30 protein-coding genes are annotated in these 26417 nt (G+C 63.6%); 15 read left to right on the plus strand and 15 right to left on the minus strand.

Annotated elements, in window-relative coordinates; genetic code table 11:
• From tmk to V1278_RS22305, 6 genes are read left to right on the plus strand one after another with little or no spacing between them, the layout of a single operon-like run.
• The gene (gene tmk / locus V1278_RS22280; RefSeq protein WP_334382209.1) at positions 1-687 is read left to right on the plus strand and encodes a dTMP kinase; all 687 of its coding nucleotides are present in this window, start codon (positions 1-3) and stop codon (positions 685-687) included.
• Complete coding sequence (locus V1278_RS22285; protein ID WP_334382210.1) at positions 684-1724, plus strand: DNA polymerase III subunit delta'; 1041 nt, start codon at positions 684-686, stop codon at positions 1722-1724. Before tmk ends, V1278_RS22285 begins: the two co-directional genes overlap by 4 nt.
• A gap of 52 nt (positions 1725-1776) precedes the next feature.
• Positions 1777-3717, plus strand: a complete 1941-nt coding sequence (metG, locus tag V1278_RS22290) for a methionine--tRNA ligase (RefSeq protein ID WP_334382211.1) — start codon at positions 1777-1779, stop codon at positions 3715-3717.
• 14 nt (positions 3718-3731) lie between these two features.
• Positions 3732-4523 carry a TatD family hydrolase gene (locus V1278_RS22295; RefSeq protein WP_334384229.1) on the plus strand — a complete coding sequence of 264 codons (792 nt, stop codon included), beginning with the start codon at positions 3732-3734 and terminating at the stop codon, positions 4521-4523.
• On the plus strand, positions 4520-5326 hold the full coding sequence (locus V1278_RS22300) for an MBL fold metallo-hydrolase (protein ID WP_334382212.1): 807 nt from the start codon (positions 4520-4522) through the stop codon (positions 5324-5326). Before V1278_RS22295 ends, V1278_RS22300 begins: the two co-directional genes overlap by 4 nt.
• A gap of 43 nt (positions 5327-5369) precedes the next feature.
• Positions 5370-6002 (plus strand): antibiotic biosynthesis monooxygenase family protein, encoded by a 633-nt coding sequence (locus tag V1278_RS22305; protein WP_334382213.1) that lies wholly within the window; start codon positions 5370-5372, stop codon positions 6000-6002.
• Between the two features lie 3 nt (positions 6003-6005).
• Here V1278_RS22305 and V1278_RS22310 read toward each other — a convergent pair whose 3' ends face one another.
• The 10 genes from V1278_RS22310 to gvpJ all read right to left on the minus strand — a co-directional run bounded on the left by V1278_RS22310 (position 6006) and on the right by gvpJ (position 13966).
• Entirely contained in the window at positions 6006-7655 is a 1650-nt protein-coding gene (locus V1278_RS22310) for an acyl-CoA synthetase (protein WP_334382214.1), read from the minus strand.
• A 30-nt stretch (positions 7656-7685) separates the two neighbouring features.
• A complete protein-coding gene (locus tag V1278_RS22315) occupies positions 7686-9584 on the minus strand; it encodes a TRAP transporter large permease (protein WP_334362546.1) in 1899 nt (632 codons plus the stop codon).
• A 19-nt stretch (positions 9585-9603) separates the two neighbouring features.
• Positions 9604-10623, minus strand: a complete 1020-nt coding sequence (locus V1278_RS22320) for a TRAP transporter substrate-binding protein (RefSeq protein ID WP_334362545.1) — start codon at positions 10621-10623, stop codon at positions 9604-9606.
• A gap of 436 nt (positions 10624-11059) precedes the next feature.
• Positions 11060-11365, minus strand: coding sequence for a gas vesicle protein K (locus V1278_RS22325; protein WP_275188756.1), 306 nt, complete (start codon positions 11363-11365; stop codon positions 11060-11062).
• Positions 11362-11559, minus strand: a complete 198-nt coding sequence (locus V1278_RS22330) for a gas vesicle protein (RefSeq protein WP_334360054.1) — start codon at positions 11557-11559, stop codon at positions 11362-11364. Before V1278_RS22330 ends, V1278_RS22325 begins: the two co-directional genes overlap by 4 nt.
• Positions 11556-12341: a GvpL/GvpF family gas vesicle protein gene (locus V1278_RS22335; protein WP_334362543.1), complete on the minus strand. Its 786-nt coding sequence runs from the start codon at positions 12339-12341 to the stop codon at positions 11556-11558. Before V1278_RS22335 ends, V1278_RS22330 begins: the two co-directional genes overlap by 4 nt.
• Positions 12338-12661, minus strand: coding sequence for a gas vesicle protein (locus V1278_RS22340; protein ID WP_334362542.1), 324 nt, complete (start codon positions 12659-12661; stop codon positions 12338-12340). The genes V1278_RS22335 and V1278_RS22340 overlap by 4 nt, the downstream gene beginning before the upstream one ends.
• Entirely contained in the window at positions 12658-12918 is a 261-nt protein-coding gene (locus V1278_RS22345) for a gas vesicle protein GvpG (protein WP_334382215.1), read from the minus strand. Before V1278_RS22345 ends, V1278_RS22340 begins: the two co-directional genes overlap by 4 nt.
• Positions 12915-13649 carry a GvpL/GvpF family gas vesicle protein gene (locus V1278_RS22350; RefSeq protein ID WP_334382216.1) on the minus strand — a complete coding sequence of 245 codons (735 nt, stop codon included), beginning with the start codon at positions 13647-13649 and terminating at the stop codon, positions 12915-12917. Before V1278_RS22350 ends, V1278_RS22345 begins: the two co-directional genes overlap by 4 nt.
• A gap of 20 nt (positions 13650-13669) precedes the next feature.
• The gene (gvpJ, locus tag V1278_RS37015; protein ID WP_141686522.1) at positions 13670-13966 is read right to left on the minus strand and encodes a gas vesicle protein GvpJ; all 297 of its coding nucleotides are present in this window, start codon (positions 13964-13966) and stop codon (positions 13670-13672) included.
• Between the two features lie 255 nt (positions 13967-14221).
• Here gvpJ and V1278_RS37020 point away from each other — a divergent pair, with 255 nt between their 5' ends.
• The 4 genes from V1278_RS37020 (at position 14222) to V1278_RS22375 (ending at position 18313) form a co-directional block, all read left to right on the plus strand.
• Positions 14222-14350, plus strand: coding sequence for a hypothetical protein (locus tag V1278_RS37020; protein WP_442894653.1), 129 nt, complete (start codon positions 14222-14224; stop codon positions 14348-14350).
• Positions 14351-14621: 271 nt separating this feature from the next.
• Complete coding sequence (locus V1278_RS22365) at positions 14622-16130, plus strand: ATP-binding protein (protein WP_334362540.1); 1509 nt, start codon at positions 14622-14624, stop codon at positions 16128-16130.
• A gap of 54 nt (positions 16131-16184) precedes the next feature.
• A complete protein-coding gene (gene greA, locus V1278_RS22370) occupies positions 16185-16667 on the plus strand; it encodes a transcription elongation factor GreA (RefSeq protein WP_334362539.1) in 483 nt (160 codons plus the stop codon).
• A 443-nt stretch (positions 16668-17110) separates the two neighbouring features.
• Positions 17111-18313: a Xaa-Pro peptidase family protein gene (locus tag V1278_RS22375; protein ID WP_334362538.1), complete on the plus strand. Its 1203-nt coding sequence runs from the start codon at positions 17111-17113 to the stop codon at positions 18311-18313.
• A 71-nt stretch (positions 18314-18384) separates the two neighbouring features.
• Here the strand turns inward: V1278_RS22375 and V1278_RS22380 are convergent, their stop codons facing one another.
• Positions 18385-18762, minus strand: coding sequence for a rhodanese-like domain-containing protein (locus V1278_RS22380; protein WP_028346093.1), 378 nt, complete (start codon positions 18760-18762; stop codon positions 18385-18387).
• A gap of 210 nt (positions 18763-18972) precedes the next feature.
• Positions 18973-19779, minus strand: a complete 807-nt coding sequence (locus V1278_RS22385) for an enoyl-CoA hydratase/isomerase family protein (RefSeq protein ID WP_334362537.1) — start codon at positions 19777-19779, stop codon at positions 18973-18975.
• Between the two features lie 148 nt (positions 19780-19927).
• On the opposite strand from V1278_RS22385, the gene V1278_RS22390 reads away from it, so the two are divergent.
• The 4 genes from V1278_RS22390 to V1278_RS22405 are packed head-to-tail and all read left to right on the plus strand — an operon-like array spanning position 19928 to position 22885.
• The gene (locus V1278_RS22390; protein ID WP_334382217.1) at positions 19928-21145 is read left to right on the plus strand and encodes an MFS transporter; all 1218 of its coding nucleotides are present in this window, start codon (positions 19928-19930) and stop codon (positions 21143-21145) included.
• Positions 21146-21198: 53 nt separating this feature from the next.
• The gene (nthA, locus tag V1278_RS22395; protein WP_334382218.1) at positions 21199-21840 is read left to right on the plus strand and encodes a nitrile hydratase subunit alpha; all 642 of its coding nucleotides are present in this window, start codon (positions 21199-21201) and stop codon (positions 21838-21840) included.
• Complete coding sequence (gene nthB, locus V1278_RS22400) at positions 21840-22499, plus strand: nitrile hydratase subunit beta (protein WP_334382219.1); 660 nt, start codon at positions 21840-21842, stop codon at positions 22497-22499. Before nthA ends, nthB begins: the two co-directional genes overlap by 1 nt.
• The gene (locus V1278_RS22405; RefSeq protein WP_334368900.1) at positions 22499-22885 is read left to right on the plus strand and encodes a nitrile hydratase accessory protein; all 387 of its coding nucleotides are present in this window, start codon (positions 22499-22501) and stop codon (positions 22883-22885) included. The genes nthB and V1278_RS22405 overlap by 1 nt, the downstream gene beginning before the upstream one ends.
• 56 nt (positions 22886-22941) lie before the next feature.
• On the opposite strand, the gene queC is transcribed toward V1278_RS22405, so the two are convergent.
• The gene (queC, locus tag V1278_RS22410) at positions 22942-23652 is read right to left on the minus strand and encodes a 7-cyano-7-deazaguanine synthase QueC (protein WP_334382220.1); all 711 of its coding nucleotides are present in this window, start codon (positions 23650-23652) and stop codon (positions 22942-22944) included.
• A gap of 129 nt (positions 23653-23781) precedes the next feature.
• Here queC and mazG point away from each other — a divergent pair, with 129 nt between their 5' ends.
• The gene (mazG, locus tag V1278_RS22415; protein ID WP_334382221.1) at positions 23782-24633 is read left to right on the plus strand and encodes a nucleoside triphosphate pyrophosphohydrolase; all 852 of its coding nucleotides are present in this window, start codon (positions 23782-23784) and stop codon (positions 24631-24633) included.
• 20 nt (positions 24634-24653) lie between these two features.
• Here the strand turns inward: mazG and hflX are convergent, their stop codons facing one another.
• A complete protein-coding gene (gene hflX / locus V1278_RS22420) occupies positions 24654-26030 on the minus strand; it encodes a GTPase HflX (protein ID WP_334362531.1) in 1377 nt (458 codons plus the stop codon).
• Positions 26031-26041: 11 nt separating this feature from the next.
• On the minus strand, positions 26042-26290 hold the full coding sequence (gene hfq / locus V1278_RS22425) for an RNA chaperone Hfq (RefSeq protein WP_006020546.1): 249 nt from the start codon (positions 26288-26290) through the stop codon (positions 26042-26044).
• Positions 26291-26417: the final 127 nt, after the last annotated feature.

Consider the following 26417-nt stretch of genomic DNA (forward strand, 5'->3'; position numbering starts at 1 on the left):
ATGACCCAGGCAACGCTGCAGCGACCTTCCGGACGCGGGAAGTTCATTACCTTTGAAGGCGGCGAGGGCTCGGGCAAGTCCACGCAGATCAAGAAACTCGCCGAGCGCCTTGCCGCGGCAAAGCTGCGTACCATCGTCACCCGCGAGCCGGGCGGCTCGCCGGGGGCGGAAATCATGCGGCATCTTGTGCTGTCGGGAATGGGCAAGCTGCTCGGACCGGACGCCGAGACGTTGCTGTTTGCGGCGGCCCGCGACGATCACGTTCGTTCCGTCATCCAGCCCGCGCTCAGCCAGGGAACATGGGTGCTGTGCGACCGCTTCTCGGATTCGACCCGCGCCTACCAGGGCAGCCTGGGGCAGGTCTCTCCGCTCGTGCTCAACGCCATGCAGCGCGTCACCATCGGTGATCTGAAGCCGGACCTCACCATCATTCTGGACATCCCGGTTGAAGTTGGTTTGCAGCGCGCGGCGGCTCGCCGCGGCAGCGGCGTGCCTGACCGGTTCGAGTCGGAAGACCTGCAATTCCATCAGCACCTACGCGACGCCTACAAGCAAATCGCCGCCGAAGACCCGCAGCGCTGCGTGCTGATCGACGCCAATGCCGATGCCGACGCGGTCGCTGCCCGCGTCTGGACGGCGCTGCGCGACCACGTGTTCGCGGTCCCGAGCCCGGCGGGAACGGCATGAGCGCGCGCAAGGTCGAGCAGGAAACGGCAGTCACACATCCTCGCGAGACGGCAGATCTGTTCGGTCACCGCGAGGCGGAGACGGCCCTGCTGAATGCCTATCGCAGTGGGCGCATTCCGCATGCCTGGCTGATCGGCGGCCCGCAGGGCATCGGCAAGGCGACGCTGGCCTATCGCATGGCCCGTTTCGTGCTTGCCAATCCCAATCCATTGCAGCCTTCGGTGCAGCGCGCCGAGACGCTGGCACTCGATCCGGGTGATCCGGTCGCGCGTCAGATCACCGCCGGTTCCCATGGTGGCCTGTTGGTGCTGGAACGAGGTCTCAACGATCGCGGCGTGATGCGGACAGTCATCACCGTGGATGATACGCGGGAGACGATTTCGTTTTTCGGCTCGACCGCGGCGGTCGACGGCTGGCGCGTATGTATTGTCGACACCGTCGACGAGCTCAATCCAAACGCCGCCAACGCGCTGCTCAAGATCCTCGAGGAGCCGCCGCACCGATCGCTGTTTCTGCTCGTCAGCCATTCGCCGGCGCGGGCTCTGCCCACGATTCTGTCCCGCTGCCGAAAGCTGCCGCTGCGGCCGCTTGCGACCGGCGACGTCGTGCGCGCGGCTGCGCGAGCCGCCGACATCGCACCCGATGATGCCGCGCTGTCGGAAGCTGCCGATGCCTCGGAGGGGAGCGTGTCCCGCGCACTGACGCTGCTCGGCGGCGACGCGCTGAAGTTGCAGCAGCGGACAGCGGCGCTGCTGGCGACGCTGCCGCAGGTCGACCCGCGCGAGCTGCATGCACTTGGCGATGCGCTGGGCACCAGCGACCGGGTTGCGCTGGCTGCTTTCATCGACGGCATCGATCGCTGGATCGGCGAAAAGCTGCGCGTCGACGATGCCAATGCAAATCTGCCCCGCCTTGCACGGCTGGCGGAGGTATGGGAAAAGATCATCCGCGCCGCGCGCGACACCGAAGCGTATAATTTGGAGCGAAAACCGCTGGTTTTCTCGGTGTTCGGGATGCTCGCGGACGCGACGCGGTAATCCTCCGCCGGATATCAATCCCGACAATCTATGAGCAATAAAGGAATTCGTGGTGGCGACGGCTGCAAAGAAAGCTTCGAAAAAGCGCAAGGCGAAGAAGGCTCGCAAATCGCCGCCCGCTAGTGCCAGCAAGAAGGCGGCGAAGAAGCGTGCGGCCAGGAAAGGTGCGACCAAGAGCAAGCGCGTCGTGAAGAAGGACGGCAAGGCTTCGAAAACGGCCGCAAAGAAGGCTTCGAAGAAGTCGGCGAAGAAGTCGACCAAAAAAGCTGTCAAGAAAGCTGTCAAAAAGTCGGCGAAGAAATCCGTTACGAAAACTCCGTCGAAGAAGCGCGCGGTAACGCCGAAGGAAGCGAGCCCTGCCTTTCAAGCGGCGCCGGTCGCAGAAATTCCGAAGCCCGCAGCGCCACGTGCGAAGCCGGCTCCCGCCGCCAAGCCGGCAGCAGCCGCCGAGCGCGACACCTACTTCATCACGACCGCGATCGCCTATCCGAACGGCCTTCCGCATATCGGCCACGCCTACGAGGCGATTGCGACCGATGCGCTCGCGCGGTTTCAGCGGCTCAACGGCAAGGACGTCTTTTTCCTTACCGGCACCGACGAGCACGGCCTCAAGATGGTCCAAACCGCTGAAGCCGAAGGAATGGGCGTTGCCGAGCTTGCCGCGCGCAATGCCGGCCGGTTCAAGGAGATGGACGAGCGCCTCAACGTCTCGTTCGACCGCTTCATCCGCACCACGGAGCCTGACCATCATCGCTCGGTTCAGGTGGTCTGGGACCGGATGCAGCAGAATGGCGATATCTATATCGATACCTATTCCGGCTGGTATTCGGTGCGCGACGAAGCCTATTACGCCGAGGAGGAAACCGTCCTCGGCGAGGACAATGTGCGCCTTGGCCCGCAGGGCTCGCCGGTCGAGTGGGTCGAGGAGAAGAGCTACTTCTTCAAGCTATCCGCCTATCAGGACCGCTTGCTGCAGCTCTACGAAACCCAGCCGGATTTCATCGGCCCGGATTCGCGCCGCAACGAGGTCGTCAGTTTCGTAAAGAGCGGTCTGAAGGATCTGTCGATTTCGCGCACGACGTTCGACTGGGGCGTCAAGGTGCCGAACGATCCCGAGCATGTGATGTATGTCTGGGTCGATGCGCTGACCAACTACATCACAGGCGTCGGCTTTCCCGATGAAAACGATCCGAATTGGCGCTACTGGCCGGCGGACGTCCACGTCATCGGCAAGGACATTATTCGCTTCCACGCAGTGTACTGGCCGGCGTTCCTGATGTCGGCCGGCATTCCGGTGCAGAAGCGGGTCTACGCGCACGGCTTCCTGTTTAGCAGGGGCGAGAAGATGTCGAAGTCCGTCGGCAACGTCGTCGATCCCTTCAATCTGGCCGATCAGTATGGCGTCGACCAGATGCGCTATTTCTTCCTGCGCGAGGTGCCGTTCGGACAGGACGGCAACTACAGCCATGAAGCCATCGTCGCGCGCATCAACGCCGACCTCGCCAACGATCTCGGCAATCTGGCGCAACGCTCGCTGTCGATGATCGCAAAGCAGCTCGGCGGCGTGCTGCCGGAGCCCGGCGAGTTCACCGACAACGACAAGGCGATCCTGGCGCAGGCCGACGCCATGCTGGAAACCTCGCGCACTGCGATGGCGACCCAGCAGATCCATCAATGGCTGAACGCGGTGTGGGCCGTGGTGGCAGAGGCCAACCGCTATTTCGCGGGCGAGGCGCCCTGGGCGCTGGCCAAGACCGATCCTGACAGACAGAAAACCGTGCTGTACGTGACGGCGGAGGTGGTGCGTCAGGTCGCGATTCTGACCCAGCCGGTGATGCCGGATGCGTCGGCCAAGTTGCTGGATAGCCTCGGCATTCCCAACGAGAAACAAGCGCGCGATTTCGCGGCGCTTGCCACGCGGATTAAGCCGGGAACGACGCTGCCGCCGCCGGTCGGCGTATTTCCACGCTACGTCGAACCAAAGGTGGATTGAGCCGTTTGCAAGCCATGCTCGTCGATAGCCACTGCCATCTCGACTTCCCGGATTTTGCCGAGGATCTCGACGCCATCGTCGCGCGCGCCGAGGCCACCGGGATCGGTCGTATCGTCACGATTTCGACCCGGGTGAAGCGACTCGGCGGACTGCTCGCGATCGCCGAGCGGTTCCCCAACGTCTATTGCTCGGTCGGCACCCATCCGCATCAAGCCGATGAGGAAGACGGCATTCCGGCCAGTGAGCTGATCGAGCTGACGAGGCATCCGAAGATCGTGGCGCTCGGTGAGGCGGGGCTGGATTACTTCTACCAGCACGGTTCGCGAGAGGCGCAGGAGCGCGGCTTTCGCGCACATATCGCGGCCGCGCGCGCCACGGGCCTGCCGCTGGTCGTTCACACCCGCGAAGCCGACGAGGATTGCGGCCGTATTCTCGAAGACGAAGTGGCAAAGGGACCGTTTAAAGCCGTCCTCCATTGCTACACCGGCGGCCGCGAACTGGCGATGAAGGCAATTGCGTTGGGCCTGTCGATCTCGTTCACGGGCATTTTGACGTTCAAGAAATCGGAAGCCTTGCGCGAGCTCGCGGCCGAACTTCCGGCCGACCGCATCATGGTCGAAACCGACTCGCCCTATCTGGCGCCCGGCAAGTTTCGCGGCAAGCGCAACGAGCCGTCTTACGTGGTCGAAGTCGCCAAAGTGCTGGCGGAAACGCGCGGCGTCTCGCTGGAAGAGATTTCGCGGCAGACGACCGAAAACTTCTTCCGCCTATTCTCCAAAGTGCCGGTGCCGAAGGTTGCGGCATGACGCTGACGCTGACGATCCTCGGCTGTGGTTCTTCCGCCGGTGTACCGCGGCCAGCACTCGGCTGGGGCGCCTGCGATCCCAACAATCCCAAGAACCGTCGCCGCCGTTGCTCGCTGCTGGTCGAGCGGACGGGTGCCCACGGCACCACGCGGATCGTGATCGACACCTCGCCCGATCTGCGCGAGCAGTTGATCGATGCGGAGGTCGATCACATCGACGCGGTGTTCCTGACCCATGAGCACGCCGACCAGACCCACGGCATAGACGACCTCCGATCGGTCGTGCTGCACCAGCGCCGCCGCATTCCCGTCTACTTCAACCAGTCGACCGCCAAAGACATCATGGCGCGGTTCTCCTATTGCTTCATCTCGCCGGAGGGGAGCGAATATCCGCCGATCCTGACGCGCCACGCGATCGAAGCCGGTGAGAGTCATGAGACCGAAGGGAAGGGCGGGCCGGTGAAGCTTTCCGCTTTCCTGGTTCACCACGGCAGAATTCCCGCGCTCGGCTTCCGCATCGGCAACGCCGCCTACACGCCCGATCTCCACGACATTCCCGAGGAGAGCTGGCCTGCGTTGCGAAACCTCGATCTCTGGATCGTCGACGGGCTGCGCTATGCCGGGCATCCCAGCCATTTCAGCGTCAACGACGCGCTGTCCTGGATCGAGCGCTTCAAACCAAAGCAGGCTGTAATCACCAACATGCATTCCGACCTCGACTACGAGGTATTGCGCCAGAGCCTGCCGCCGGGCGTGATCCCGGCCTATGATGGCTTGCGGCTGATGTTGAACAGCGCAGGCTGAGCCTGCCGCGGCAAGTCTGCGCGCCGGAAGCGGAGGGACGTCGATGATTGGTCTGTTCTTTGAAGTCCAGACAAGGCCCGGGCACCGCGATCAATATCTCGATCTTGCGGCCTCGCTGAAGCCCGAGCTTGAAGCGATGGGCGGCTGCCTCTTCATCGATCGCTTCAGCAGTTTGACACGGGAGAACCTGCTGCTGTCGTATCAGATATGGCAGGACGAGGGGACCCTGACGGCGTGGCGAGCCCATGCTCACCATCACGACGTCCAGACGATCGGCCGCGAGAAGGTCTTTTCGGACTATCGCATCCGGGTCGCCCAGGTGATCCACGAAGCAAAGCCCGGCCAGCCGATCTGGCAGCCCGAGCGGCGTACGCCCTACAACGATCCGGCAAGGCGCAAGCCGACTTATGTGCTGGTGGCTGAATCGAAGAACGCCACGCTTCCGGCAGAGACCGGATGGCGCCGTGACGCTTTCGCAAGCGTCTATCGTGACGGGCGCTTCGCGCATTTGATCGATCTACCAGACGATCAAGCCGGCATCGAATTCGGCGCCCGGCTGTTTGCCGATCCGACAACCGAGTATTTCCGCGTTTTCGAGGTCATGCGCGACTACGGGATGTACGAACGGACCGAAGCGCCGCAGTACTATCCGCCCGTCACGCTTCGCTCGCAATAACGGTCACGCCGAAATCGCCTTCGCCGAGTCCACCTGGTTGCGCAGCATGAATTTCTGGATCTTGCCGGTGGATGTCTTCGGGATGGCGCCAAACACGACGGCCTTGGGCGTCTTGAAGCCAGACATATGGCTGCGGCAGAAGGCGATGATCTCGGCCTCCGTCGCCTTGGCGCCATCCTTCAGCTCGACAAAGGCACAAGGCACTTCGCCCCACTTGGAGTCGGGCTTTGCGACCACCGCTGCGAACAGCACGGCAGGATGTTTGTAGAGGACATCCTCGACCTCGACGGAGGAAATGTTCTCGCCGCCGGATATGATGATGTCCTTGGAGCGGTCCTTGATGATGACGTAGCCATGCTCGTCGAGCACGCCGAGATCGCCGGTGTGAAACCACCCGCCGGCGAAGGCTTCCTGCGTCGCTTTCTCGTTCTTCAGATAGCCCTTCATCACGATATTGCCGCGGAACATCACCTCGCCGATGGTTTCGCCATCGCGCGGCACCTCCTGCATGGTTTGCGGGTCGAGCACGGTGACGGCTTCTTCCAGCGGGTAGGGCACGCCCTGCCGGCGCTTGAGCTGCGCGCGCTGGTCGGCCGGCAGTTCGTCCCAGCCCGGCTGCTCGGCGCAGACGGAGGCGGGGCCGTAGACTTCGGTCAGACCATAGACGTGCGTCAGCTTGATGCCGATGCTTTCGGCGCCCTCGAGCACGGCGACCGGAGGTGCGGCACCCGCGATCAACCCGACCACGCGGCGAGCCTTGTCACCCTTGGGCGCACCGGGCGCGTTGATCAGCGTGTTGTAGACGATCGGTGCACCGCACATGTGGGTGACGCCGTGCTTGGCGATCAACTCGAAGATTTTTGCCGGATCGACCTTACGCAGGCAGACATTGGTGCCGGCGGCGGCCGCGACCGTCCACGGGAAGCACCAGCCGTTGCAATGAAACATCGGCAGCGTCCAGAGATACACGGGATGCTGGCCGAGATTGCCGGCCAGAATATTGCTGACAGCATTGAGATAAGCGCCGCGGTGATGAGTAACGACACCTTTCGGGTTGCCCGTCGTGCCCGAGGTATAGCTGAGCGCAATCGCGTCCCATTCATCGCCCGGAAGCCGTGCGACGAAGCCAGGATCGCCCGCCGCGACCGCCGCCTCGTACTCGATCTCACCAATCCGCTTGCCGCCTGCAAACGCCACATCATCGACGTCGACGACGAAGGGCTTTGGCCCGTTCATCAGCGTCAGCGCTTCCGCAATCACGCCGGCAAATTCGGGATCGACCAGGATGATTTTCGCGCCGCCATGGTCGAGCTGGAAGGCAATCGAGGGCGCGTCGAGCCGGATGTTCAGCGCATTCAGCACCGCACCCGCCATCGGCACGGCGAAATGCACCTCGTTCATCGCGGGTACGTTGGGCAACATCGCCGCGACGGTGTCGCCGACGCCAATACCCCGCCCGGCGAGCCACGACGCAAAGCGCCGGCAGCGTTCATGAGTCTCGACCCAGGTAAAGCTGCGGCCTTCATAGACCGTGCTGATGTGATCGGGATAGACCGCGGCGCTGCGGGCGAGGAAGCTCAGCGGCGTCAGCGGTACGTAGTTCGCGGGAGTCTTGTCCAATCCGGCCGAATACTGGTTCTGGGCTGCGCTCATTGGCTGTGTCCCATCTACAAAGGTGTAACCTTACAGGAACCCGATGGAAATCCACGGGAAGATCGCCACGATAATCAGGCCGACCATCAGCGCCAGCAGGTAACCCCAGATCGGCCGGATACCCTCGGCCGGATCGACGCGACCGATGGCGCAGGCCGCATAATAGCCCACTCCGAAGGGCGGCGCGAATAGCCCGATACCCATCGCGAGAATAACGATCATCGCGTAATGGACCTCGTGGACGCCGACCGCACGGGCGATCGGAAACAATAACGGCCCGAACAGCACGATCGCAGGAATCCCCTCGAGCACGCTGCCCAGGATCACGAAGGCCACGATCGAGACCGCGATGAACGTCGCCGAGCCACCGGGCAGGCCGGTCATGGCGGCCGCCAGCGTCCGCGAAAAGCCGGACTGCGTGAGGCCCCAGGCCATGCCGGTGGCGCAGCCGATGATCAGCAAGATCGCGCCCGACAGGCACGCGGTCTCGACCAACATTGGCACGATCCGCCGCCAGTCGAAATTGCGGTAGATCAAGAGACCGTAAATCAGGTAGCCGACGACAAAGGCATAAACGATGCCGATGGTGGAAACCTCGGTTGCGGTCGCGATGCCTTCGACCACGGCGTAGCGGATCACGAAGGGCAGCGCGATCGCCGGCAGGGCGATGGCAAACGCGCGGGCGATCTCGGCGGCGCTCGCCCGCGTGACGTGGCGCAGATCCTCGTTCCGGTAACGCCACCACACCAGCGCCGACAGCGTGATCGCCAGCACGAGGCCCGGCAACAGGCCGCCGGTGAACAGCGCCGCGATAGAGACGCCGGTGACCGAGCCGATGGTGATCAGCACGAGGCTCGGCGGAATGGTTTCAGTCTGCGCGCCCGTGGCGGAGAGGAGGGCGACCAGATCGCCCGGCTTGGCGCCGCGCGCCTTCATCTCGGGAAACAGCACCGGCGCCACGGCGGCCATGTCAGCGGCCTTGGAGCCCGAGATACCCGATACCAGATACATCGCGCCGACCAGCACGTAATGTAGCCCGCCGCGGACATGGCCGAGCAAGCTTGCGAGGAACGCCACCATGGCGCGCGCCATGCCGGTCATTTCGATCAGCAGGCCCAGGAACACGAACAGCGGCACCGACAAGAGGATGAGGTGGCTCATGCCCTCGTCCATGCGCCCGACCAGCACCATCAGCGGCGTGCCCGTGGTCAGTGCCAGATAACCGTAGGTCGCCAAGCCAAAGCCGAACGCAATCGGTACGCCGGCAAACACGCAGAAGCCGGCCACGCCGACAAAGAAGATGATCAGATTGAGGTTGCCGAGCGGTTTGAGCGAGCCCCTGAGCAGCCAGAATATCGCGATGACAAGTGCGACCGACAGGATCGCGCCCAGCACCGTGCGAATGTTGCCGACGCGGGCCAGACGCAGGAAAGCAAACAGCGCCATCAGGGCAATGCCGACCGGCAGCGCCGCGGCACGCCAACTATTGAGGATCTGCAGGGCCGGCGTGGTGATGTAGCTTTCCTCGTAGGCGTATTCATAAGCCGGCCAGGCGATCAGGATGAGGAACGCCAGGGCGGCTGCTGTCGCCACCAGATCGAGATAGGCGCGCATCGCAGGCTTCGCGTTGGCGACGACCGCCGTCATCCGCATATGCTCGGCGCGTCGGAATGCGACGGCGGCGCCGAGCATGGCGAGCCACAGGAACAGGATTGAGGCCAGTTCGTCAGACCAGACCAGCGGCCGGTGCAGCGCGTAGCGCGCCACTACGCCGGCAAACAGGATGACGATTTCGGCGACGACCAGCAGCGCTGCGGGAAGCTCGACCAGCATTCCAAGGGCGTGCTCGATCGACGCCAGCAACGAACGGCGGCGAGGGGGCTGAGCCACCTCACCGCCAACCACTTCACTCAGTTCGGCATGAGCCACGACGGCCCCTCACATGCGCTTAGGACAGCTTGCCCACGGATTTCTCGAGCAGCTCCCAAGCTTGCTCGCCGTATTTACCTTTCCATTCCGCGTAGAAGCCGGCCGAGCGCAGCTTGTCGCGGAACGGCGTCACGTTGGGCTGGTTGAAGGTCAGGCCCTTGCCGGCCAGTTCCTGCTGCAGCCCGGCGTTCAGCTTGGCGACGTCCTCGCGCTCCTTGATGGCCGCCGCGTTGATATTCTTGGCGACAATCGTCCTGACATCCTCAGGCAGCTTTTCCCAGGCGCGGCGGTTCGCCAGGAACCAGAAGCCGTCCCACATATGATTCGTCAGCGAACAGAATTTCTGCACTTCGTATAGTTTGGCAGTCGAGATGATCGCCAGCGGGTTTTCCTGGCCCTCGACGATCTTGGTCTGTAGCGCCGAGTAAACCTCGCTGAAATTGATCGAGGCGGGCGCTGCATCGAACGCCTTGAACATTGAGGTCCAGAGCGGCGACACCGGCACCCGGATCTTGAAGCCCTTGAGATCCTCCGGGCCGTTGATCGGCTTGGTCGAGGATGTGGTCTGGCGGAAGCCGTTGTCCCAGATCTTGTCCATCACCACGAGGTTCGCCTTGGTGATCTCGCCGCGGATATAGGCACCCAGGCCGCCGTCCATGGCCTTCCAGACCGTGTCGTAATCCGGGAACGCAAAACCGATGCCGCTGATGGACGCCGCCGGCACCAGCGTCGCCAAAATGAGCCCCGAGAGCGTGAAAAACTCGACGCCGCCAGACCTGATCTGGCTCAGCATGTCCGTATCGGAACCGAGCTGGTTATTCGGAAAAATCTGCAGATCGAACCGGCCGTTGGTCTCGGCCTTGATCGCCGCGGCCATTTCCTTGGCGCGGGCGTTCATGGGATGGCCGTCCGGAAGATTATTGGCGTACTTGTAGGTGAATTCCGCGCTCTGGGCCCGCGCCACCAACGGTGCGCCGATGCCGCCCAAAACCGCTGACGCAGCGGATGCCTTGAGAAGCGTGCGTCGTGAAAAGCTCATTCCAGTCTCCCTTGAGAGTTATTGTTCTTGAGGTCCGCGACACGGACCTGCGGTCCACGGCATCATCAGCGATCACCGCGCTCGCGCGCTTATTGCAGCGTCAGCAAGTGTCGGCAATAGGAATGGCCGGGACGCAGCAGATCAGGACTGTCATGGCCGACAAAGACGAGCAGCTTCGGCGCCAGAGCTGACTAGATTTGCCAGCATATTCGCCTAAATATCTGATCTAATTGTAGATGTTGATATTCCATAATATACCTTATGCGAATTTAGGGTGTATCCGGCACTCGCGCCTCGTCGTTTCGGGTTCGATCCGAGTCATTCGTGCTCTATTTGAGTCTGCCTGGATTTACGGCGCCCTGTGCACTTCAGGTCTAGGAATTTCAGGTCTAGGAATTTCGCAGCCAGAATGTGCTCGACGTTAGACCGAGGGAACTCAACGCGGAAGCAGCGGACCGAGAGGTCCCAGGTCGATATTCAGGTCCTCGGCGGCGAGCCCGAAGTGCTCCCGCAGGCGCGATATGCGGTTGTCTAGAAGCATCAGCGTCATGCCGACGCGCTCCTCCTCCGCTTCGGTCAAGCCGCCCTCGTCGACACGACGAAGCGCCTGTCGCTCCACGAGCTGACGCAGCAACTCCACGACGGTGAGCACCAGGCGGGCCAGATCTCGTTCGACCGTGTCAGGCGCCATCGAAATTCGCTGGCGCGGTCCCGGCTCATGTCCAGCGACGCCGGCGCTCACTGGTCTCGCTCCGCTGCGCCAGATCGCGTGGTCCGGCCGAGCGACGTGATCAGAGCGCGAAGCGAGATCTGCACCATGTCGATGTCGGCGATCGCCAGCGTGATGTCTCCGGCCAGCACGATGCCACCCGCCAGGAGCCGGTCGAGCAGGTCGACTAGTGCGACCTCTCGGTCCGGGAACGCGGCGGGGCTCACGTGCGCTCCTCGCTGTCGGCGAACGAATAGGGCGGCCAGGGGCCCGTGATCTCGAGCGTCACGTGCGGGTTTTCGGCGCCCAGCCGCTGTACACGGGCGGCGAGTTCTTCGGCGCGCCCGGCATCCACCAGGTAGGCTGCGTTGAATACATTTTCGCCTGGAGCAGCGGACAGCTCGGCGCTCTGCGTTCGGTGTTGGCGGCGATCGACGGCAAGCCCGGCGAGAACGGCGTCCATCTGCTCGGCCGCAGTGGTTGCGCGCCGCCACGCGTGCTGGCGCCGATCGCGCTGCTCGCGGCGGTTGCGCAGGTAGTCCCTGCCCGCGCCCGCCGATCCGGACCCGTCGGTTTTCTCGGCCACGGACATGGCGCCGGCAGATGCACCCGCGTGCTGCACGTAGACCTTCACCCCCACCTCCACGCGGCCCGCGAATCGATCCAGCGTCTCGCGGAAGCGCCGGTGCTCCCGGCGTAGCAACTGCGCAACGCGGTCGTCGGTGCGGTGAACGGTCGCGAGGCGGAACGGCAGCGTTGGTGTGCACGCGGCAACCGCCGCCACGACCCTGTGGTGCGCGCGTGCGATCACCTCTAGCTCGGCCAGCGTCTCCAGCCTGGCTCGCAGCGCGGTCTCGTCGGCGTCGGCAGGTGCAAGCGGACTGACCACGGCGACCAGGTCTTGGTGGCGGACCAGATGGATCGCGGCGCCGTCGACGCCGACGAGACCGGCCGCCTGGGTTGGATTGAACGGGCGCGCGACCGCGTAAGTATAGCTCGCCGTGCTCATCGCTGTGCCTCCAGAGTGGCGGTTTCCAGCGCCCTGATCTTCTTGCGCAACCGCGCGTTCTCGGCCGCGAGCTGCCGCGGCCGCGTCTGGGAAAGCGCCGGATCGTGCTCCCACCAGTTGATCCCCATCGCCTTGGCCTTGTCCACCGACGCGACCAACAGCCGGAGCTTGATGGTTAGAAGCTCGATGTCGAGCAGGTTGATCTTGATGTCGCCTGCGATGATCAGCCCCTTGTCCAGAACCCGCTCCAGAATGTCAGCCAGGTTCGGCGAAGCACCCTGGGGTCCGTGCCACTCCATCATGCGATCAGATTCCATCATGCGATCATTCCTCGCTTTCGTCCCTCGTCCAGCCGGTCGAGGATCTCGTCCTCACGTCGATCGAATTCCTCGGCATCGATCAACCCTTCATCCAGTTGCCGCGAAAGCTCGGCCAGCTCGCGCCGGATGGCTGCCGGGCCGCAATGCTGTTCGGCAGCGGCGTCGACGACCCGGTCGATGGTCCACAGCGCGAAGCGGGCCGGCGCGAGCGGCAGCAACAAGACATGCGACAGGAGTCCCACCGCCACGGCCCTCACACGTCCGCTTCGTTGCCGACGAAGCTGTAAGGCGGCAAGGGCCCGTACAGCTCGACGCTTGCGTAGCCGGGCAGCTCGCGGCGCAGCGGCGACAGGGCACCATCGAAGTCCGCCCGGGCGCCCGACGCCACCAGGAACGATACGTTGACGAAGCAACCGTCGACCGGCGGGCCCCGACGTATCTGCGCGGCATGTGGTTGCAGGCGGGCGATGACCTGGCCCGCGTCACGCGCGCGCCGCTCCGCAACGGCGGCGGCCACGCGCTCGCCGAACGCCACCTTGTCCTGATGGCTGCCGCCATCTGCGGCGCGAAGTGCGTGATTTCGCGCGCGTAACTCGTCGTTCTGAAGCAAGAGGTCGCGGAGAAGAGCTTCCTCCGCATGAAAGCCTTTGACGTTGAGCTCGACATGGCCATCGATCCGGCACAGCAGTTCGCCATAGCGACGCGCCCTCGATCGAAGCTCCGTCTGCACGGCCTCGTCGTCGGGCGCGACCATCCCGAACCGCATCGGCAGCACGGTGCCGGCTGCGTAGATCCGTCCGATGACCGCATCGTGCTTCACCAGATCGCGCCGCTTCGCGCGCAAGTTCTCCGGCGCGTCGCTAACCACCGCGACGAGATCCTGCTCGCGCACGAGCCGGAGGGCGGGAGCTCGCTCCCCCACCCCCACCGCGCCTTCGAGCGGTAGTGGGTGCGAGGCACGCGTGACACAGTAGACATAGCTGCTCATCAGTCATCCTTTCCGTTGGGTCAGCCGATTTCCGTGCGCGCCCGGCCGGGTAGCTCGAGCGGCAGCGCGCCGTCGGGCAGCGAGCGGCCGATCCGGGGGCTGCTGCCGGTGAGATCGAGGCGGCCACACATCTCGGCGAAGCGCAGGTAAGCATCGACGCCGGCCACGACGACCCGCGCATCGATGGTGACCACCTCGAGGCCGATCACCGACACACGCACGAACACGTCGATGACCAGCCCGCGGTCCAGGATCAACTCAACGACTTTGTACAGCTCGCCCGACAATCTGCCGTTTGCTTGAGGCGTTTGAGTCATTGCTATTCCAGTCATACGGTTTGCTCCTTCCGGAAAACACGATTTGTCCTTCAGGAAACTGATACGCGCATGGCTTCGCACTGGTTTCAAAACGAGGACGTAAGCCGCGTCGCCTCGCGCTGCCGCATGCGCTCGCCGCCAATTTTCACTGTCAGCGCAAAGGGTTTCCGTCGGGCCTCACTGCCGGCATAACGCGGCGCTTCGCTGGCAGCGCGTGCGCGACGATTTGCAGCGGCCGCCCGCCGGGCTGCCAAAATTGGACTCGAAGGGATCGAGATCCACGGAGCGCATGGTCATCTGCTCCATCAGTTCCCTCGCCCATCGCTAATTACCGTAATCAGTCGCGTACGGTTTTTAATCGTACGTTCAAAGATCATGTCCTAGCCAAACTTCCAATCGGGCGTCGCGCCTTGGTGCTCTTAGGGGACTCCGATGCAACTAGGAAAATCGGCGGTTTGACTCGAATGGAACCAAGAGTGGACTCGAATGCAGCGGTGAAACAGCCGGCGAACATCTCCGTTTTTTGCTGCCGAGACTTAGATCCGATCAGAAACGACAAACCGTGGAGAACGCAGAGTGATCGGCCATGGGCTGCTCGACGGGCTGCGATCAGGTTGTTAAGCCCCGCCTCCCTGGAGAGACTTTGAGTCGAGACATGACCGTTGCGATCGAGATGGGACACACGACCGCAGGCGCCCCGGCGACTCTGGACCTTGAGGAACTGCTTGCGACTCGCCTGCTGGTCCAAGGTAATTCGGGCTCCGGCAAATCCCATCTGCTGCGCCGGCTGCTGGAACAGAGTGCCCCCTGGGTGCAACAGACCGTCATCGATCCCGAAGGCGACTTCGTCGCGCTTTCCGACCGTTTCGGCCACCTCCTGATCGATGCCGAGGACCATACCGAGCGGGGTCTGCAGGTCGCCGGCGAACGGGCGCGCATCCATCGCGTCTCCACGGTGCTCAATCTCGAGGGGCTCGACGCCGAGAACCAGATGCGGCGCGCCGCCGCCTTCCTCAGCGGGCTTTTCGAAGTCGTCCGCGACCACTGGTATCCTATGCTGGTGGTGGTGGATGAGGCGCAGCTCTTCGCACCGGCAGTCGCCGGCGAGGTTTCGGACGAGGCGCGCAAACTCTCGCTCGGCGCCATGACGAACCTGATGTGCCGCGGCCGCAAACGAGGGCTTGCGGGGGTCATCGCCACCCAGCGACTGGCGAAGCTCGCCAAGAACGTCGCGGCCGAGGCGTCCAATTTCCTCATGGGCCGAACTTTTCTGGATATCGACATGGCCCGCGCCGCCGACCTTCTGGGCATGGAACGGCGACAGGCAGAGGCCTTCCGGGATCTGGAGCGCGGACAATTCATGGCGCTGGGACCGGCCCTCTCCCGCCGTCCGCTAGGACTGCGTATTGGTCCAACCGATACCGCGCCGCGCAACGCGACCCCGCGCCTGACGCCTCTGCCGGAAGCGACACTTGACGCACGCGCCATCATCCTGGCAGCGCCGCCGCCCGAGAACAATCGGCCCCAGCGTCGGTCGCCGCCAGACCTCCTCGCCCAGCTCATGGCGGCGAAATCAGCGGCGCTGGAAATCCATCCCGAAGCGGTGGACCAGCCACTCAGCGCTGAGGAGCTGGCGGAGCGGCGTGAACGAGTGGACCGTATTCTGCGCGCCATCATGGCGGAGCCCGAGGCCGGATTCCGTGCCATCGGCGTACTCTATCAGGAGTTCGTGGTCCGCTGCCGAATAGAGGGCCTCGGTTCGGCCGTGCCGGACCTAGGTGACTTCCGTCGCATGCTGACACGCGCCCGCGCCGGGCTCAGCTCCGATATGGCAGAGGATGACGGGTGGCAGGATGTCTCGGTCCGCGCCTCGCTTCTGCCGGAGGATATGCAGGGCGTCTTCATGATGATCGCCCGCGCCGCGAAGGAAGGTTGGCCCTGCCCGGGCGATGCAGCGATTGCACGCGCCTATGGCTCACATTCGTTGCGCCGTGCACGGCGTCTGCTGACCTACATCGAGGAGCAGGGCCTCCTTGTTTGCCAGCTTGACGGTGCCGGTCGGCGGATCGTGACGCTCGTCGAACTGGCCTGGGCGACGGCACCGGGCGACCCCAATGCCGAGGAACTGCCGGCCGAGCAAGGCTGTAGCAATTCGGCTCCATGATGCGACGGTCGAGCGCGCACTCAGACATTACTACGCCTGAAAGGAGTCCTGAGCTTGAGCGTTGCCTTCACCAAGGAAGACAGTGCCGAAACTGCGTCGGAGACTTTGCTTCCCGACCGCCCCGTTTCACCTCATCCGAATCTTGTTACGGAAGCGGGATTGCAGGCTCTGGAATCTGAACTCCACCAGGCCCGCGAGGCTTATGAGACGGCGCAGAAGATCGAGGACGTTAATGAACGACGCCGGCAAGCGGCAATCCCGCTGCGCGATATGCGCTACTTTGCGGCGAGAGTTCGGACGGCTCAGGTCATCCCTAATCCGACGTCGACTGACACTGTCGCCTTCGGGAGCACGGTGACCTTCAGGCGCGACGATGGACGCGTACAAAAATATCGTATCGTGGGGGAGGACGAGGCAGATCCTAAGGCAGGATCCATCTCCTTCGTGTCACCAGTGGCAAGGCTGCTGATGGGCAAAGCCGTTGGTGATGAGGTCGACGCATCAGGTCAGAAACTTGAGATCATTTCGATCTCGTAGCACCTCCCGCACCGGACGCCGCCGATGTTCGGAAGGGCCGGGCTTTGCGCCAAAACCGACCATATCGCGAGGCTGGCTCACCTTGCGGGCGCGGCCATCACCAGTGTTCAAGCATGGTGACAGGCCATCATTTGTTCCAGAGCCTTCAGAGCTGGCGCTGGGTCCGACGGGACCCGGCAAGTCGACCGCGTCAGACGCACTGACTCGTGATTGACTTAAATCGGACTCCGAGTTCGTTTTAGGAACCACATTGAAAGTATTGATTTTTTTATCCGATCAAATTTTCAATTCGCTTTGGAGTGCACAGCGTTCGTCAATCTGCATTGGAGCTCGCCGATTTCATCGCTGGTACGCCTCCCGCTTCCCACTCACAATGCGGCTCCAGGCGAAACACAAAGCCCCGAGGCCAGTTGGTTCATGCCGGCCGCAACGGAGGTCTCATCATGCAAGAACGCGTCAGTCGTCCGACCGAACCTCGCGCCATTCCATTTGACGCCGCTAAGCTCGATTCCCTTATGGAAGCGGCCGGTCTTGATATCCTGGTCGCGACCTCCAAGCATAACGTCCAATACCTGCTCGACGCGGAGCGCGCGATCTTCTTCGACTACATGGACGCGCTCGGCGTCAGCCGGTACTTGCCCGTCCTGATCTACCCGAAGGGCGCGCCCGACAAGGCGGCCTATATTGGACACCGGCTGGAAACGCACCAGCGGGCCGTGGCGCCACTTTGGGTTCCGCAAGTCCGCACCGAGGGCAACGGCTCGTTGGATGCCGTTTCGCTGGCGGCAGGCCTGATCAAGAGCGCGGGCGTACCGATGAAGCGCATCGGCGTCGAGATGCCGTTCCTGCCGATGGATGCCGGCAGGGCTCTTTCGGACGCCTTGCCCGATAGCGAGATCAAGGATGCGCTGTTGGTGCTCGAGCGCCTGCGTGCCGTGAAGTCGCCGGCGGAGCTGACCAAGCTGAAAAAGGCTTCGGAATTGGTGATCGAATCCATGGACGAGGTGATCGCAAACCACGGCCCGGGCACCACCAAGCAGCAGCTCTTCGACGCACTGAGGATCGCAGAGGTCAAGCGCGGATTGACTTTCGAGTATTGCCTGCTGGCCTGCGGCGCCAGCCACAACCGCGCGCCTTCCGCCCAGCGCTGGGAAACCGGCGACGTGCTCTCGCTGGATTCCGGCGGCAACTATCACGGCTACATTGGCGACCTCGCGCGGATGGCTGTGCTGGGCGAACCGGACAGCGAATTGACGGATCTTCTGACGGACATTGAAGCCATCCAGCGGGCGGCATTCGCCGCAGTGCGGCCGGGCGCGATGGGCGGCGAAATCTATGCCGCGGCGGAAAGGCGGCTCGCGCAGTCGAACCAGCGCGACTGCACCGACTTCCTGGCGCACGGCATGGGGCTAGTCAGCCACGAGGCCCCTCGCCTGACAGCCAAGGGCCCTATTCCCTACGATGACCCGGACGCGCGCCGGCCCTTGGAGCCCGGCATGGTGGTGTCGGTCGAAACGACGATGAAGCACCCGCGCCGTGGCTTCATTAAGCTGGAGGACACGGTTGCAGTGACCGCAACCGGCTACGAGATCTTCGGCGAAGGCAGCCGCGGCTGGAATATTGGCGGCAGCGCAGTGGCGCGGTGAGGTGCTTTTGAAGTCAGCTTGCGACGACCGTCGCGCGATGCGCGGTCGTGCGCGAACGTTGACTTTGAGCCTCAGCCCTTTTCGACGTCTCCGCCTGCGTCCAACCAGCCTTTGAAGCCGCCGAGATTGCGTACGTTGCCGTAACCCATATCCTTCAGCGTCTTTCCCACCAGCGCGGAACGCCCGCCGGATGCGCAGTAAGCAATAACCGTCTTGGTCCGGTCGAAGGCCTTATCATGCATCGCTGAGGCAGGATCCGCCTTGAACTCCACGAGGCCGCGCGGTATGGCGACGGCACCCGGAACTTTTCCAGAGGCAGTAACTTCCGCTGGCTCCCGAACATCGAGGAAAAGCACATCGGCCCTTCCCAGCAATCCCTTAGCTTCATCGGGACTGATACGCGGGACTTCAGCATCGGCTTCGGCGAGCATCGCTTGCACGGTTTTCATTGGGGGCCTTCTCCATATGTGGGATCGCCAGCAACGGCTGGTGTACAATCTAAGCTCCCGCAAGGCACGCAATGCTTGCAGGTTGCAAGGGGCAAATAGCCCATCCTGTTTTGATTTCGATCATGCAATTGAAGGATGCTGCGCCATATTTTTGGGCGTGGCAATCCCACTGGTTGTCGCGGCAAATCTGGCCAACGCGGCCATACCGCGCTATTTCCCCCTGAACTTCGGCTTGCGTCGCTCCAGAAACGCGGCGACGCCTTCCTTGTGATCCTCGGTCATGCTCGCCAGCGCGAACTGGTCGACATCCATGTGGCTGGCGAGATCGTCGAGCGCGTGTGCGAGGCGATTGACCGTCAGCTTGGTCATGGCGACGGATAGCGGCGGCTGAGCGGCGATTTTGGCGGCGAGCGCCATCGCTGCGTCGAAGGCCTTGCCGGGATCAGCGACCTCCTCCACCAGGCGCCATTCGTAGGCCTCGGCCGCGGTGATGCGCTGGTCGGCCAGGATGACGGCCTGCTTGGTGCGGGCCGGTCCCATCAGATGCAGCATGCGCGGCACGCTCTGCCAGCTCATATTCATGCCGAGACCGATCTCGGGCACGCGCATATGGGCGTCGCGGGCCATCACCCGGAAATCCAGCGCGACCGCCAGCGCCACGCCGCCGCCGACGCAAAAACCCTCGATGGCGCCGATCGTGATCTGCTCCATGTCCTGCCAGGCCCGGGTCAGCCGCGGCCCAAGCTTCAAGTGCCGGCGCAAGGCTCCGAGGTCCATGGTCTTGCGCGAACGACCCTCGGGGTCCTTGAGATCAAAGCCGGCGCTGAACGACTTTGCGCCGCCGGTCAGGACCACGACTGACGTTGCGCCGTCGTCTTCAAAACTGCGGGCGGCGTCAGTGAGCTGGCGCAGCGCTTCCGGCGACAACGCGTTGATGCCGTCGCCGCGGTCGAAACGCACCACAGCGATACGGCCGTCGGGCCCGAGGCCTTTTTCAATCGTCACAAATCCGGTCAACCCATCGCTCCCTATCAGTCTTTTCCAAAAGCTTAGACCAGAAATAATTCCGGCGAACCTGAATCCTTCGTCCATTCCGCTTCGTCTTGTTCGCGAAACCATCGCATCCGCGTGGCGCGGATCGGGGCGAACAAGGAGCATTTTGCAGATGGGACCATCATATCGTTGGGTGATCGTCGGCACGGGCGCATTGATGACATGCGTCGGCATCGGCGCCATGTTCTCGCTGGCCGTCTATCTGGAACCGATGTCGACGGAAACGGGATGGTCGCGTGCCGGAATTTCGGGTGCGATGACCATCGATTTCCTGACCATGGGAATTGCCGGGTTTGCCTGGGGCGCGGCCAGCGACAGGTTTGGCACGCGTCCGGTCGTCCTCTGCGGCGCCCTGCTCCTGGGTTCGGGCCTGTTGCTAGCCAGCCGCGCCACCTCCCTGCTCGAATTCCAGCTCGCTTACGGCATTCTCGTCGGCCTCGCCGCAGGCGCCTTCTTCGCGCCGATGATTGCGGCGGCGACACAGTGGTTCGACAACAACCGCAGCCTTGCCGTCTCGCTGGTGTCCGCAGGCATGGGCGTGGCGCCGATGACGATCTCGCCATTCGCGCGCTGGCTGATCTCGACCTATGATTGGCGTACCGCGATGATGATCGTGGGCTTGATGGCGTGGGCCTTGCTGATACCGGCCGCGCTGCTGGTCCGGCAGCCGCTGGTGGTAAGGCCATCCGCCACGCCGGCGTCGCTCGCTGGCAACGATCCGGGAGCGGAATGGTCTGTTGCAGGTGCGCTTCGCTCGCCCCAGTTCCTGGTGCTGGCGCTGACCTTCTTCGCCTGCTGCGCCGCGCATTCCGGGCCGATCTTCCATATGGTCAGCTACGCGATGCTCTGCGGCATCCCGGCGATGACCGCAGTCAGCATCTATAGCGTGGAAGGCCTGTCGGGGCTCGGCGGGCGTCTCCTCCTCGGCATCCTCGCCGATCGGCTGGGCGCCAAGCGGGTGCTGGTCTGCGGCCTGCTGGTGCAGGCGCTGGCGATTGGGACCTATCTCTACGTCAGCAAACTCGGCGAGTTCTACGCGCTCGCGATCGTGTTCGGAACGGCTTATGGCGGCGTGATGCCGCTCTATGCCGTGCTGGCGCGCGAATATTTCGGCCCGCGGATCATGGGAACAGTGTTCGGCGCGGCGACAATGGTATCGAGCCTTGGCATGGCGTTCGGGCCGTGGGCCGGCGGCATGATCTTCGACACCTTCCACGATTACCGCTGGCTTTACATCGGCGCACTCAGCGTAGGCCTCGCCGCAATGGCGATTGCGTTGACGTTCCCGCCACTGCCGTCGCGATCACGCGAGCGGCTGCAGCCGGCTTAAAGGGCGGCTTCCCTGCCTCGACATAGCCCGGATTTTGCGCCTATCCTCACGGCATGAGCGACCATGATCACGACCAACACGGCCACCACCACGACCACGAGCATTCTGAGCTCTCGGAGACCGAGCTGCGCGTGCGCGCACTGGAATCGATCCTCACCGAAAAGGGCTATGTCGATCCGGCTGCGCTCGACCTCCTGATCGATCTCTATGAAAAGAAAATCGGACCGCGCAACGGCGTTCGCGTGGTCGCCAAGGCATGGAGCGATCCCGCCTACCGCGAACGGCTGATGAAGGACGCAACGGCAGCGATTGCTGAGCTCGACTATTCCGGCCGCCAGGGCGAGCATATGGTCGTCGTAGAAAACACGCCCGACCAGCACAACATGGTCGTGTGCACGCTGTGCTCCTGCTACCCGCACCCCGTGCTGGGGCTTCCGCCAGTCTGGTACAAGTCCGCGCCCTATCGCTCCCGCGCCGTGTCCGATCCGCGCGGCGTGCTCAGGGATTTCGGCGTGACGCTGCCGGACACCACCAAAATCCGGGTCTGGGATTCCACCGCCGAAATCCGCTACCTCGTACTGCCGATGCGCCCTGCGGGTACCGAGGGCTGGAGTGAACAACAACTCGCCGAACTCGTCACCCGCGACAGCATGATCGGCACCGGCCTGCCCAAACAGCCTGGCGAGGCTGCCTGATGGACGGCGCGCATGACATGGGCGGCGCCAAGGGTTTTGGGCTTGTCGTGCCCGAGCCGAACGAGCCGGTGTTTCATGCTGACTGGGAGCGCCGGGCCTTTGCGCTGACGGTTGCCATGGCGCGCCCGGGCGGCTGGAACATCGATATGTCGCGGTTTGCGCGCGAGAACCGCCCGCCCGAGGATTACCTGAGCAAGAGCTATTTCGAACTATGGCTGGCCGGGCTGGAAACGCTGATGATCGAGCGCGGGCTGGTGACGCGCGAGGAAATCGAGGCCGGCAAAGTGCTGGCGCCGCCTAAGCCCGGCGTCAAGCCGATCGCTCCAAATGAGGTCACGCCGGCGATCCGCCGCGGCGGCCCGACCGAACGCGAGGCGAAAGCGCCTGCGATGTTTGCGGTCGGCGACACCGTGCGGATGAAAGACATCCACCCGGTGACGCATACGCGGCTGCCGCAATATGTCCGTGGCCATCTCGGCACCATCGAACTCAATCACGGCTGCCACGTCTTCCCCGACACCAACTCGCTCGGCCAAGGCGAAGACCCGCAATGGCTCTACACCGTGCGTTTCGACGGACCGGAATTGTGGGGCAAGGACGGCGATCCGACGCTCAGTGTCTCCGTCGACGCCTGGGAATCCTATCTGGAGCGCGCGTGATGGATTTGACCCCGCAACAGGCCATGCGCGCCGCGGTCGCCGTTCCCGGCGTGCCGCGCGATGAAGACGGCCCGGTGTTTCGCGAGCCATGGGAAGCGCGCGCCTTTGCGATGGCGCTGGCGTTGCATGAGGCCGGCGTCTTCACCTGGAAGGAATGGGCGGAGACGCTGGGTGCGCAAATCAAGCGCGCGCAGGCCGAAGGCGATCCAGATACGGGCGAGACCTACTACCGGCACTGGCTCGCGACGCTGGAAACCCTCGTCGCCGCCAAGGGCGTCACAACGTCAGATGTCCTGCATCGCTACCGTGACGCCTGGGACCACGCCGCCGACCGCACGCCCCACGGCGCGCCGATCGAGCTGCGGGCAGAGGATTTCGGGAAGTAGCCACCGCCCGCCTTCGCAGGGGACGACAAGCGAACGCACGGCGCAAGTCCCGCCGACTACGCCCCTACATACTCCCGCCAGCCCTTCGCCCGCAGCGCGCAGGCCGGGCATTCACCGCAGCCATAACCCCAATCGTGCTGCGCGCCGCGCTCGCCGAGATAGCAGGTGTGGGAGTGCTCGCGGATCAGATCGACCAACCCTGCTCCGCCGAGTTCGTGCGCGAGTTTCCAGGTGGATGCCTTGTCGAGCCACATCAGCGGCGTATACAGCTCAAAATTCTTTGCCATGCCGAGATTGAGTGCGGACTGCAGCGCCTTGATGGTCTCGTCGCGGCAGTCTGGATAGCCGGAGTAGTCGGTCTCGCACATGCCGCCGATGATGTGGTGGATGCCACGCCGGTACGCCAGCGCCGCGGCGAAGGTGAGAAACACCAGGTTACGGCCTGGCACGAAGGTGTTGGGTAAGCCGTCAGCGCCCATTTCGATCGCGACATCGCGGGTCAGCGCGGTATCGGAAATCTCTGCAAGCGTCGGGATCTCCAGCGTGTGGCTCTCGCCGAGTTTTGCCGCCCAATCCGGCCGCAACGACCTTAAGCCCGACAGCAGCCGGTCGCGGCACTCGAGCTCGATGGCGTGGCGCTGGCCGTAGCTGAAGCCAAGCATTTCGACGCGCGCAAAGCGCCGCAAGGCCCAGGCCAGGCAGGTCGTGGAATCCTGCCCGCCGGAAAACAGCACCAGCGCGGTTTCGGACGGTGATTGGTCGCTCATGACGGGCAATTAGCACTCCCGCGCCCCAAGGCCAACCGGTGGAAACTGCCTCGATTTTGGCCTGTTCCGCTGGGATCGGTCGACCGCTTGCGGCATAAAGCGGCCTGCCCTCCAAGCGATGGAAATCCCATGACCCCTTCCCGCGATGTTTCCCGCCTCATCGAGATCATGGCTGCGTTGCGCACGCCGGTCACGGGCTGTCCGTGGGACCTGGAACAGAACTTTGCGACGATCGCGCCCTACACCATCGAAGAAGCCTATGAGGTGGCCGACGCGATCACACGCGGAGACCTCGATGATCTCCGCGAGGAACTCGGCGATCTCCTGCTGCAGGTCGTCTATCACGCCCGCATGGCGGAGGAGCAAAACGCCTTTGCCTTCGGCGACGTGGTCGAGGCGATCACAGGCAAGCTGATACGCCGTCATCCGCATGTGTTCGCCGACAAGGACGGCAACATCGCTCCCGCGGGCGTCAAGAGCGCGTGGGAACGCATAAAGGCCGAGGAAAAGGCCGAGCGCGCGGCGCGGCGGCCGCCGGAGGAGACCGCGCACAGATCGCTGCTCGCAACCGTCAAGGCCGGCCAGCCGGCGCTGACGCGCGCGATGGAATTGCAGCGCAAGGCCTCAACCGTCGGCTTCGACTGGAACGATCCCCGCGCAGTCCTGCATAAGATTCGCGAGGAGGCTGACGAGATCGAAGCAGCCCTGGACAACGGCAAGCCTGACGAACTCGCGGCCGAAACCGGCGATCTCCTGTTCGCCCTGGTCAATCTGGCGCGGCATGTCGGCGCCGATCCCGAAACCGCGCTGCGCGGCACCAACGCCAAGTTCGAGCGCCGTTTTGCCTATATCGAGCGCGTGCTGGCGGCCAAAGGCCGCTCGCTCGAGGACGCAACACTCGCCGAAATGGATGCGTTGTGGAATGAAGCCAAGGATGCGGAACAGCTGGCCGCAGCCTCAGCGCGGAGTGATCGGAGATAGGACGCGCATTCGCGCGACAATTACGCCACCCGCGGCACCGCATCAAACCGCGACACCACGATATCGCGCTTGGTCTCGTCGACGCGCACCGTCATGTCGAAGCGTCCGTCGCGGAGCTCCTTGTTGAGCACTTCGGCATTGCGATGCAGCCAACTTATGCCGGCGCCATCGGAAGCGTCGATGGAGAGGTCGAGTGTTGTGCGCGTCGCCGCCAGGCGATCCTCGATCGCGGTCAGCAACGCATCGATCCCCTCGCCCGACGCGGCGGAGACCAGGAAGCATGGCCGCTCCGGCGGACGGCGCGCGGCGATGTTGCGCAGGTTCTCGCGTTCCTCGGGATCGAAGCGATCAATCTTATTCCAGACCTCGAGGATACGTGCGCCGGCATCCGGATCGATGCCGAGCTGACGCAGCACGGCATCAACGTCGCGCTCCTGCGCCTCCGCGTCTTCATGCGAGATGTCGCGGACGTGGAGAATGATATCGGCCTCCAGCACCTCTTCCAGTGTGGCGCGGAAGGCGGCGACGAGCTGCGTCGGCAGGTTGGAGATGAAGCCGACAGTGTCCGAGAGCATCGCCTTGCCGCCATGCGGCAGGCTCAGCGCGCGCAAGGTCGGGTCCAGCGTCGCAAACAGCATGTCGGCCGCCTGCACGTCGGCACGGGTAAGCCGGTTGAACAGGGTCGATTTGCCGGCATTGGTGTAGCCGACCAGCGCAACCACGCGATACGGCACCCGCTGCCGGCCGGCGCGGTGCAGCCGCCGCGTCGCCTGCACCTTCTTCAGTTCATTTTCCAGCCGCGTGATGCGGTCGCCGATCAGGCGGCGGTCGGCCTCGATTTGGGTCTCGCCGGGACCGCCCATGAAGCCGAAACCGCCGCGCTGGCGCTCCAGATGGGTCCAGGACCGCACCAGACGGCTGCGCTGATAGTTCAGGTGCGCGAGCTCGACCTGCAGCGCACCTTCTTTGGTCTTGGCGCGGCGGCCGAAAATTTCCAAAATCAGCCCGGTGCGGTCGAGCACCTTGGTGTTCCAGGCCTTCTCGAGGTTGCGCTGCTGGATCGGCGCCAACGCGCAATCCATCACCACCAGCTCGATGTCATGGCCTGCGATCAGGCCCGTGATCTCCTCGACCTTTCCCTTGCCGAGGTAAGTCGCTGGACGGATCTGGGTCACTGGCGCAATCAGCGCGTCGGCGATCGTGAGGTCGATGGCGCGCGCCAGACCCGTGGCTTCCTCGAGCCGGCCCTCGAAATCGCGCGCAGCCTCGTTCGCCTGCGCATCGGCATCGCCGCGGCGCATTCGCAAATATGGGCCGATGACGATCACCCGCCCGCTTTGTTTGGCCCCCGCCGACCGCGGACGGTCGGCGCTCCCTTCACGGTCGAAGGGTTCCAATCAGTTCACTCTCAAGCCGGAGCATCCTCACCGCCCTCGAACAACTGGATCGGAGCGCCGGGCATGATGGTCGAGATCGCATGCTTGTAGACTAGCTGCGAGTGGCCGTCGCGCCGAAGCAGCAAGCAGAAATTGTCGAACCAGGTGACTATCCCCTGCAGCTTTACTCCGTTGACCAGAAAGATCGTCAGTGGCGTTTTTGTTTTACGAACGTGATTTAGGAAGGTGTCTTGTAGATTTTGTGCGCGGTCTGCCGCCATTGTTTTTGTCCCGCCGTCTTGTGCTTCTTTTTATTAAGCCGTTGTTGCCCTCTCACGGAGCCTGCCCCGACCTGCCGGCCCACCCTGAGATCCCCCTCCGGTCGGCTCGACAGCACGATTAGAGGGT

Origin of the sequence: Bradyrhizobium sp. AZCC 1577, from assembly GCF_036924575.1 — a bacterium.
In the GTDB taxonomy this organism is placed as follows: domain Bacteria; phylum Pseudomonadota; class Alphaproteobacteria; order Rhizobiales; family Xanthobacteraceae; genus Bradyrhizobium.